The 8,904-nt window shown below is 61.5% G+C and carries 7 protein-coding genes; 5 read left to right on the top strand and 2 right to left on the bottom strand.

The features are described 5' to 3' along the window. Positions 1–243: 243 nt before the first annotated feature. From purE to AC0AP0_RS05860, 3 genes are all read left to right on the top strand, one after another. The gene (gene purE / locus AC0AP0_RS05870) at positions 244–750 is read left to right on the top strand and encodes a 5-(carboxyamino)imidazole ribonucleotide mutase (protein ID WP_490429692.1); all 507 of its coding nucleotides are present in this window, start codon (positions 244–246) and stop codon (positions 748–750) included. Beyond that, a complete protein-coding gene (gene purK, locus AC0AP0_RS05865) occupies positions 734–1,900 on the top strand; it encodes a 5-(carboxyamino)imidazole ribonucleotide synthase (RefSeq protein WP_490429691.1) in 1,167 nt (388 codons plus the stop codon). Before purE ends, purK begins: the two co-directional genes overlap by 17 nt. Before the next feature lie 69 nt (positions 1,901–1,969). Then, positions 1,970–2,413, top strand: coding sequence for a Fur family transcriptional regulator (locus AC0AP0_RS05860; RefSeq protein ID WP_490429690.1), 444 nt, complete (start codon positions 1,970–1,972; stop codon positions 2,411–2,413). On the opposite strand, the gene AC0AP0_RS05855 is transcribed toward AC0AP0_RS05860, so the two are convergent. Together AC0AP0_RS05855 and AC0AP0_RS05850 are read right to left on the bottom strand one after the other, a co-directional pair. After that, positions 2,385–4,970, bottom strand: coding sequence for a bifunctional lysylphosphatidylglycerol flippase/synthetase MprF (locus tag AC0AP0_RS05855; RefSeq protein ID WP_490429689.1), 2,586 nt, complete (start codon positions 4,968–4,970; stop codon positions 2,385–2,387). The genes AC0AP0_RS05860 and AC0AP0_RS05855 overlap by 29 nt on opposite strands. A gap of 54 nt (positions 4,971–5,024) precedes the next feature. Beyond that, positions 5,025–6,389 (bottom strand): alpha/beta hydrolase, encoded by a 1,365-nt coding sequence (locus AC0AP0_RS05850; protein WP_490429688.1) that lies wholly within the window; start codon positions 6,387–6,389, stop codon positions 5,025–5,027. Positions 6,390–6,608: 219 nt separating this feature from the next. Between AC0AP0_RS05850 and AC0AP0_RS05845 the strand changes: the two genes are divergently transcribed. Together AC0AP0_RS05845 and AC0AP0_RS05840 are read left to right on the top strand one after the other, a co-directional pair. After that, positions 6,609–7,529, top strand: a complete 921-nt coding sequence (locus AC0AP0_RS05845; protein ID WP_490429687.1) for a metal ABC transporter solute-binding protein, Zn/Mn family — start codon at positions 6,609–6,611, stop codon at positions 7,527–7,529. Positions 7,530–7,655: 126 nt separating this feature from the next. Further along, positions 7,656–8,904 (top strand): sulfatase-like hydrolase/transferase (locus AC0AP0_RS05840; RefSeq protein ID WP_490429686.1); only part of this gene is annotated, 1,249 nt, incomplete at its 3' end.

Genomic DNA, 8,904 nt, shown 5'->3' with positions numbered 1-8,904 from the left:
GCTCTTCCAAGGAGAGAACCTTCAGATCCTTTGGGGAGTCGATGCTGTCCAGAAGCTTGCCCATAACCCTCCTGTCTGTTTCTGTCATGCAATCCAATGATTCTAGGTCCGGAGCGGCGGTTCGGAGACGCTGGGTGCCTGATGTTCACCAGGCCCGGCCTTTACATCCATAGGACCGTCACGATTGGCTGGCTTCTCCCCTGCCTTGCGTAGTATCAAATATGCATGAACATTGGAGGGCCGATGGCTGACAATACACATGAAGGGGCACGCGTCGCAGTGATCATGGGATCATCGAGCGACTGGGAGACGATGAGGGAAGCCTGCCGGATGCTGGACCGGTTCGCTATCGTCTACACCAAGGAGGTCATCTCCGCCCATCGCACACCTGGGCGCATGGCGGAGTTCGCGCATCAGGCCCGGAGCCAGGGCATAAGTGTTATCATCGCCGGAGCCGGTGGAGCAGCCCATCTGCCTGGTATGGTGGCGGCCCAGACCACGCTGCCGGTCATCGGGGTGCCAGTGAAGTCCCACGCCTTGAGCGGGGTTGATTCGCTCCTGTCCATCGTGCAGATGCCTGCCGGAATTCCTGTGGCGACTACGGCCATAGGGGCATCCGGGGCTACCAATGCCGGCCTGCTGGCGGCTTCAATTCTCTCCATTAATGATTCAAGACTGGCCCAGGCCCTGGATGACTACCGTGCCGAGCTGGCCCGATCCGTGGAGGCGTCCAATGCCCAGCTTGTCTGAAGAGACGAAGGGGAGGATTGATCACCTGGAGCCGGGGTCCGTCATCGGGATTGTGGGCGGCGGCCAGCTGGGGCGGATGATGGCCCTGAGCGCCCGCTACCACGGATTCCGCATCGGTGTGTTGGATCCCACGCCTGATGCTCCCGCGGCTCAGGTTGCTGACTTCCAGGAGACAGCCGACTATGGCGACCTCGATGCCCTCAAGCGGCTTGCTGAACGCAGCGATGTGCTCACCTACGAGTTCGAGAATGTGGATGCCGATGCGCTGGACCAGGTGAGGGATCGTGTGGCCATCCCTCAGGGGACTGATTTGCTCAGGGTCACCCAGGACCGGGTCCACGAGAAGACCTTCATCAACCGCCACGGCATCGATACCGCCCCCTGGAGGCAGGTCGACAGTCTTGACCAGCTGGATTCAGCCTTGGAGGAGTTGGGAATGCCCGCTGTGCTCAAGACGCGAACCGGTGGCTATGACGGCCACGGCCAGGCGGTCCTGCGCACCAAGGAGGATCTTCAGGCCTTTCAGGCGCGGATGAAGGGCCGGGACTTCCCGCCCTCCGTGCTGGAGGGGTTCGTGGACTTTGCTTTCGAGGCCTCCATACTGGTATCAGGCAACGGGAAGGACTATGTCACCTTCCCCATGGTGCGCAACGAGCACCGTCACAACATCCTGCACATGACTCTGGCACCGGCACAGGTCGAGCCTGAAATGGCCGACCGCGCGCGTGACTTGGCTCTGACTTTGGCTGACGGCTTCAAGCTGGCCGGCACCTTGGCCCTTGAGCTTTTTGTCATGCCCGATGGCGGTCTGGTAGTCAACGAGTTGGCCCCGCGCCCCCATAACTCCGGTCATTACACCATTGAGGCCTGCTCCATGGACCAGTTCGATGCCCACGTCCGGGGCATCGCCGGGTGGCCCCTGCCCAATCCTCGTCTGCTCAGCCCGGCGGTCATGGTCAACGTTCTGGGCCAGCATGTGGCCCCGGTCAGAAAGCTGCTGGGGAAGCACCCCGAATGGTACCTGCATGATTATGGCAAGGCCGAAGTGCGCACCGACCGCAAGATGGGGCATCTGACGGTGCTGACCGACGATCTGGAGAAGACGGCCAAGGATCTGGAGGCCACAGGCTGCTGGTCCGACCTGGACTGAACCGAATCCTCACATCTGTCCCGGCAATCCGGATGTAGGCTTGGTGGAGCCCAAGGAGTGTGTCTAATCATGAACGCTGGCTCATCCGTCGGCCGCCGGACGCGGCAGAAGAACGCTATCTGGAGGATTCTTCAGTCCCAGAACGACTTCGTCTCAGCCAAGGAGCTGCACAAGCTTCTTCACGATTCGGGCCAGCGGATCGGCTTGGCCACTGTGTATCGGCAGCTGGGCTCCCTGCATATGTCCGGCAGCCTGGACTGCATTGAGCATGGGGGCATTCGCCTCTACAGGGTCTGCCTGGCCCAACGGAAACACCATCACCATCTGGTTTGTGAACGCTGCGGCAGGACCGTGGAGATCAGCCCGCCGGACGATGGCTGGCTGAAGGCCGTGGCAGCTGAGCATGGCTTTACGGTCTCCTCGCATACCTTGGAGGTCTATGGCCTGTGCAGCAGCTGTCGGGGCCACTCTGGTCAGGTGGACGTCAGTGATCCTCCCGGCTCTTGGGCATGATGGTCTTCATGGCATCCCAGGCCTGCGAAGCCTTGAGATTGGGTAGGTAGGCCTGGACTACAGCCAGTCCGATCTGGGCCAGCTGAGCCGGGTCGGGATAGCAGATATAGACCGGGTGCTCGCTGGGCTGGAACTTCTTCTTGAAGAAGAAGAGCGAACGGAAGCCATAGGCCGGTTCCATCAGGTCTGCCACCATATGCAGGGCATGTTGCAGGAAGGCAGTCTGATCCTCGCTGCTGTCCATGCCGGCCAGGGGAGCGGCCGACAGGCTCATGAATTCCGCCGTGCCTTGGTCGCGTAGCCGTTCGGCCATCCGTGCGATCAGGAACTCCATGATTCCATTGGGGCTGTCGGTCCTGTGCCTCATGAAGTCCAAGGTCCAGCCGATCACCTGGCCCTGGCGGTAGGTGGGCATCCAGCTGGTGACGGCCAGCACCTTGCCCTGGTCGTCCACGGCATAGAGGATGGCCATGCGAGGATCCCTCAGCTCATCCAGGCCACCCAGGGTGAACTTCATCTCAGGCAGCGCCTTGAGCTCGGCCCACTGCTCGGAGATGTCCACAATCTGCGATTGGACGTCCCAGGAGGCATCGTTGAATGTGGTCAGGATGTCGGTGATCTTGTCACGCTTGGCCTTGTTGATGGCTGTGCGAATGTCCTGCCATTTCTTGCCCTTGGTCTGCCAAAGGCTGGGAGTGACCACCATCTCCGAGCCGACAGTCAGGCTGGACCATCCCCTGGCTGCCAGCAGGTCACGCTGGGGCTTGTGGACGCTGTAGAAGACCGGTGACCAGGAATGGGCGTTGCAGAAACGGGTGAATTCGTCCAGATCATCCGCATACTCCTCAGGATCGCCGAAGGGACCAGTGGTGGTCAGGGCTATGCTGTGCAGGAGCCGGTAGGCGATGGCTGAACGGCCGCTCTGGGAGAACCAGTAGCTGTTGCCCTCCCAAGTGGTCATGAAGGACATGCTCTCGCCTCCGTACTCGACCAGTCGATCGGCCTCCTGGCGTTCGCTGCCGTTCTGGATGACCGAGCTGCGCATCCAGGAGAGCAGGACTACCAGGACCACCAGCCAGAAGATCAGCCCGACTCCGTGGCTAACGATTATCCCCGTCGGAGTACGTGGTGCCAGAGCCGGCCGGAAGCGCGAGGCCACACCATTGGGCAGGTAAAGCTCGGGCAGTTGGGAGAGCGCTCTGCTGGTGGTGGGCCAGGGATGGAAGGAGCCGGGACTAACTGCGGTGAAGGCCAGATAGCCCACGGCTGTGGCCAGAAAGGCCAGACCGATGGCTGCCCAGCCTGCCTGTAGGCGTGAGGCCTTGGTCCGTACCAGGAAGATGCGCAGGTTGCGCGCCAAGAAACAGTTGAGAATCAGCGGAGGAAGAGTGATGATCAGCAGAGAGGGAATAGCACCGTGACGGATGGCCTGGGGCAGGCCGTCGCCGATGGTCAGCGGGAAAACCAGGTAGTAGAGCACAGCCAGGACGATGGTCAGGCCGTTCAGGACCAGACTGGTGACAGCGGCAACCCGGCGGCCATGGTAGATGCCCCAGGCCACCACCAGCAGGACCAGGGTGGGCATGATCAAGGACGAGACGCTGGTGGGTGCTCGGCCGGCGACCAGGCCATACTGTGCATAGCAGCTGGCCTGGTTGTTCTTGGCCAGGCAGCGGGACAGGGCGGCGCTGCCGCCAGGGTCCGAACCCAGGAACATACCCAGCGGGGTGAAGAATCCTGCACGGATTTTGGAGGAGACGGTGACCAGTGGGCCAAGAGCCAGAACCGTGGAGACGGCTCCCAGCAGGTGGCGGGTCTCGTATGAGCCGCTATGGCCATGCGGATTGGCGTCCTTGACCGGTCCGTGCCAGAGGTGGCCGGTCAGGTGGCCGATGAGCGCTGCCGCCAGGGCGCAGTAGTAGCCGGGGTTGCCGGTATATAAAACCATCAGGATCAAGGCCGTGTAGCCTATGGTGGCGATCCTGCGCCGCCAGAGGAAGTCGCTGAAGGGGATGGATGCCATCAGGGATCCGACCACCAGGATGATGGGGCTGAGTGTCATGGGCACCCGGATGAACCAGGCCCAATGGTCCTGAAGGGCATTGATCAGGGTGCAGATGACCAGCCCGATAGCCGCGCCGCCTACAGCGCTGATGACTGAGGTGATCACGGTGCGCCTGCGACCCAGTCGGGTCTCGGCGATGCATAGCATAACTAGGACCAGGGCCACATCTATGACCAGTTGCAGAGGACCGGGGGTGATGACCAGGGATACCAGCAGCCGTGCGAACTGAACCAGGAGCGAGGGACGCCCCTGGCCATGAACGGGATGTGGCGCCTGGTGAATGATCAGGTCGGACAAGGGCAGGCCCAGCCGTGTCCTGCCGGGGATGCGCAACAGCCAGATCAGCAGCCAGCTGATCAGGTTGAGCAGGACCAGTGCGAGGCTGAAAGCCAGTGCAAAGGCGTGGCGTCTGATCCATCGGGTCAGATCCCGCAAAAGCACGGTCTTAGCCGAAGGCTCCATCAGTCCGGATCCCTTATTCGTTGTCTCCATGATTGCGGCGGCTCTTTCTGCTTATATGCTTGAACGCTTTGGCCTGTCGGCGGTTCAGTCGATGCTGGTTTCGATAATGTTCGGAAAATCTGCAAGCGGCCGGGACATTGGTCCTAGTCCCATGGCTTCGCCCATCCACTCCAGCCCGGGTTCCCAGGCGGTCTTGACTGTGTGCCAGTCATGGCCCGACCCCTGGGTGACGACGGCCTGCACCTTCATGCCTGCCTGGGTGGCGGCCTTGGCAATGACCATCATATTGTGCTGGGACTCCTTATCGTTGGATCCGGCTGCGGTGAACAGGCGCTGGTGCGAGGGTGCCCGCTCCAGCATGGCCCTGGCTGGGACCTGGGCCAGGAAGCGTCTTTTGTCGCCGCCGAAGTAGTCGCGGATCATTTGCTCTTGCCGACCCTGGGTCGGTTCTAGCTCTCCGTCGGCCGGGAGCATGTTCCCGTAGACGTCGGGATGCCGTGCCCCAAGCTGGGTAGAGCAGGTCCCGCCCTGGGAGAATCCGCCTATGGCCCATTGTTGGGGCTGGTCGGCGACGGGCAGCTCTGTGCGGATCCAGGCGGGCACGTCCTTACTTAAATAGGTTTCCGCCTTCCCGTAGACCGGGGAGTCCACGCACAGGCTGTTGTGGGAGGAGGACCCGTTCTGGTCGGGGGAAACCACCACTGGCGCCAGGCCCTCGTGCCGTGCAGCATAGGCATCCATCATGGCCGGAATGGCTCCAGCCGTGAAGAGCCGGTCGGGGCTGCCGGGCTGGCCGGCCAGAAGAACGAATACAGGCAGTGCAGGCGGTCTGTCGCTCAAGGCGGCGGGCGGCAGGTAGACATCAGCTGGCCGGGCCGCGAATCGGGAGTGCCCGTTGGGGATGAGCATGCTGTAGGAGCGGCCGGCACTCGGATGCGAGGGCAGCTCGCCCTTTGACGCCAGGGATTGCCACTGGGCCACGCTCATGGTCGGTCTGGCTGCCTTGTGGTCTCGGTAATCAGGGTAGAGGGAGACGCTGAACAGGGACCCCAAGGTGGTGAATTCGCCGTAGATGATATCCACGCGAAGCCCGGTGGAAAGCAGACAAAGCAGGACGGTCAGTGCGGCCAGGATCCGGCGCCACCCCCGGGCGGTGATCAGGATGCAGACGGCGAACCCCACAGCAAGAAAGCCCAAGGCCACGCTGATGATAACCATCCAGCCCAGGGAGACACCGAAGAGCATGAAGACATCGGAGACCAGCCAGGTGGCCAACAGTCCTAAGGCTCCTATGCCCAGGGCAATGGCCGCCTGCCGCAGCAGGGTCCGCCAGCGTCCGTGTGTCAGTCCGGTCAGCGTCAGCACGATCAGGGCCAAGGCCGTCAATAAAAACAGTGACGCGGGCAGCCATCCCTGGGTCAGATGGACCTTTGCCAGCCATGCACCCATGCCATTCCTTCCAAGGAAAATACATCCGCAGTTCAGTATAGGGAATGTTCGGGCTCACGGAGACTATTTAGGCAGGCATTCATTCTTGACAGGCCTGAATCCCCGGATCCCGGTCACGGGTTCGTCTATGGTAGATTTATTGATAATCAATCTCAGTAACGTTCGACAGATACCGCAACAGGCTCATATCGCGCCGCCGCCAGGAAGGAATCCCCATCCATGCACACCAGCAGTACACGCTTCCGTCGGACTCGAACCTTGGCCGCAGGCCTGCTGGTCGGACTGACCCTGCTGACATGTCTGACTGGCTGCGGGAAGAGCGAATCATCCTCGTCAGCTACAAAGTCCAGTACTCTGCAAGTGGTGACCAGCATCAATCAGTGGCAGTCCCTGGCCGTGGACCTGGGAAGCGACCAGGCTCGGGTGGATACTATTCTGAGCAACACCTCCACTGATGCCCATGACTATGAGCCGACAACGGCAGACATCGCCCGGATCAGCCGCGCAGATCTGGTCATAGTCAACGGGGCCGGAATTGACGACTGGGCAGCCAAGGCCGCTGAAACCGGGCAGGCCCGGCTGGTGGACATATCCAAGGCATCAGGGCACAAGGCCGGAGACAATCCCCATCTCTGGTTTTCCTCCCAGAGCAGGAGAGCGGCTGCCAAGGCTGTGCATGAGGCCTACCGGCAGCTGCGCCCAGGTCGCGGGACCGACTTTGACAAGGCTTACCAGGACTGGCAGGGTCGACAGGCCCGGCTGGACGATCTGATTGCCAAAGCGCGCAAGCAGACCCAAGGCCGGCACTATGCGGCCACGGAATCGGCTGCCTACTATCTTTGCCATGATCTGGGCATGGAGGATCTGACCCCCGAGGGGTACCTGCGGGCGGCCGCCAACGAGAGCGAGCCTTCGCCCGAGGACCTGGTGGCCTTCCGCCATTTGCTGGCATCCAGCCAGTTGGACATGTTGGTGCTCAACACCCAGGAAGTCAACCGAACCTCCAAGGATCTGGCCATTGAGGCCCGTAAAGCCCATGTGCCGGTGTTCGAAGTCAGCGAGCAGCGCCCCGATAAGTACCGGAACCTGGAGGATTGGATCAGCGCCCTGGTCCAGCAGGTTCCGGGCGCCAAGGCCTGACGGGTCCACTTCCTCTTCATGTTCGCTAAAGGGTGTTTTCACGGGGCTTGTCGCCCTTGATGGGAACAATGGCACAGGTATCGGTAAAGGCCCATGGGGCCCAGTCGCCAAAGTCAGGAGTAAGCGGTGAAGGATCGTAAGCGTCAGCCCGGCCGGTGGACATCCTGGGTGCAGAACATGACCGGACGTCTTCGGGTGCGTGGGTGGATCTACCTGCTCGCCTTCATCCTGATTGACTTCCTGTCAGTGGGCATTCTGCAGTGGGGGGTCTCCCTGAACAGCTCCCGGGTAGAGCTTTCCAACCCGCTGATCGGCTTCTGGGGCTTCATCTCGGCCATGTGGACCCAGCGTCGGTTCGTCCTGGTGCTCAACATGCTGGCTGTGGGCCTGGTCTACCTGGCTCTGGCCTACCTGACCAATCGATTCTGGGCGGCATCAGGGCTGATCCTGGCCATCTGCGCGGTCATTGCAGTCATCGAACGTTTCAAGGTGCGTGCACGGTATGAGGCCGTTCTGCCCTCGGATTTGGATTTTCTCCATGCCGATGCGGCCAACCTGCTCACCTTCCTGCCGGCACGGTCCCTGCTTATGATCGGGTTGGGAGTCCTGGCCCTGGTCATTCTCGGAGTGCTCTGCTGGTTGGTGACACGGATGGATGCCCGTCGCGGCCGTCCGGTGGCCACCGGCAACAAGCCCCTGGGCGCGGGACTGCGTACGGTAGGGGTGCTGGTCCCGGTCCTGGTGGTGGCACTGTTCATGTCCACCGTGGGCACCTATGGCAGCCCCGCCTATCGCTTCTCGCAGTTCATGGGCGATATACCCTCCATGTGGGACTCGGTCTATGATGCCCAGCGCAACGGGGTCTTCGTGTCCTTCTCTCGGCAGCTGCGGCCCAAGGTCATGGACCAGCCCGCCGGATACAGCCGTGCCACCATGCAGTCTCTGGCCCACCGCTACCAGCGTTCTGCGGACCGCATCAACCTTGACCGCAAGTCCTATATGAATGAGTCGAGTTTGGTCTACATCCTCTCCGAGTCGTTCTCGGATCCCACGCGTGTGCCGGGCGTCGCACTCAACCAGGACCCCATGCCTCATATCAGATCCATCAAGGAGGGCACAACCAGCGGACTCATGCTCTCCTCCGGTTACGGCGGCGGCACGGCCAATCTGGAGTTCCAGGCCATGACCGGCCTGTCCATGGCCAACTTCGATCCCTCGCTGACATCCCCCTATCAGCAGGTCATCCCTCACTTGAGTTGGATACCCACGGTCAACCAGGCCTGGGGGTCGCCATCCAAGTCTCTGGCCTTCCATCCCTATGAGTCCTCCATGTATTCCAGGGCCGAAAACTACAAGAAGTTCGGCTTCTCGCACT

The organism is Bifidobacterium sp. POST2/T3 (B1) (assembly GCF_058197115.1).
The sequence above is the reverse complement of the archived record's forward strand: the minus strand, read 5'-3'. Positions and strand labels throughout refer to the sequence as shown.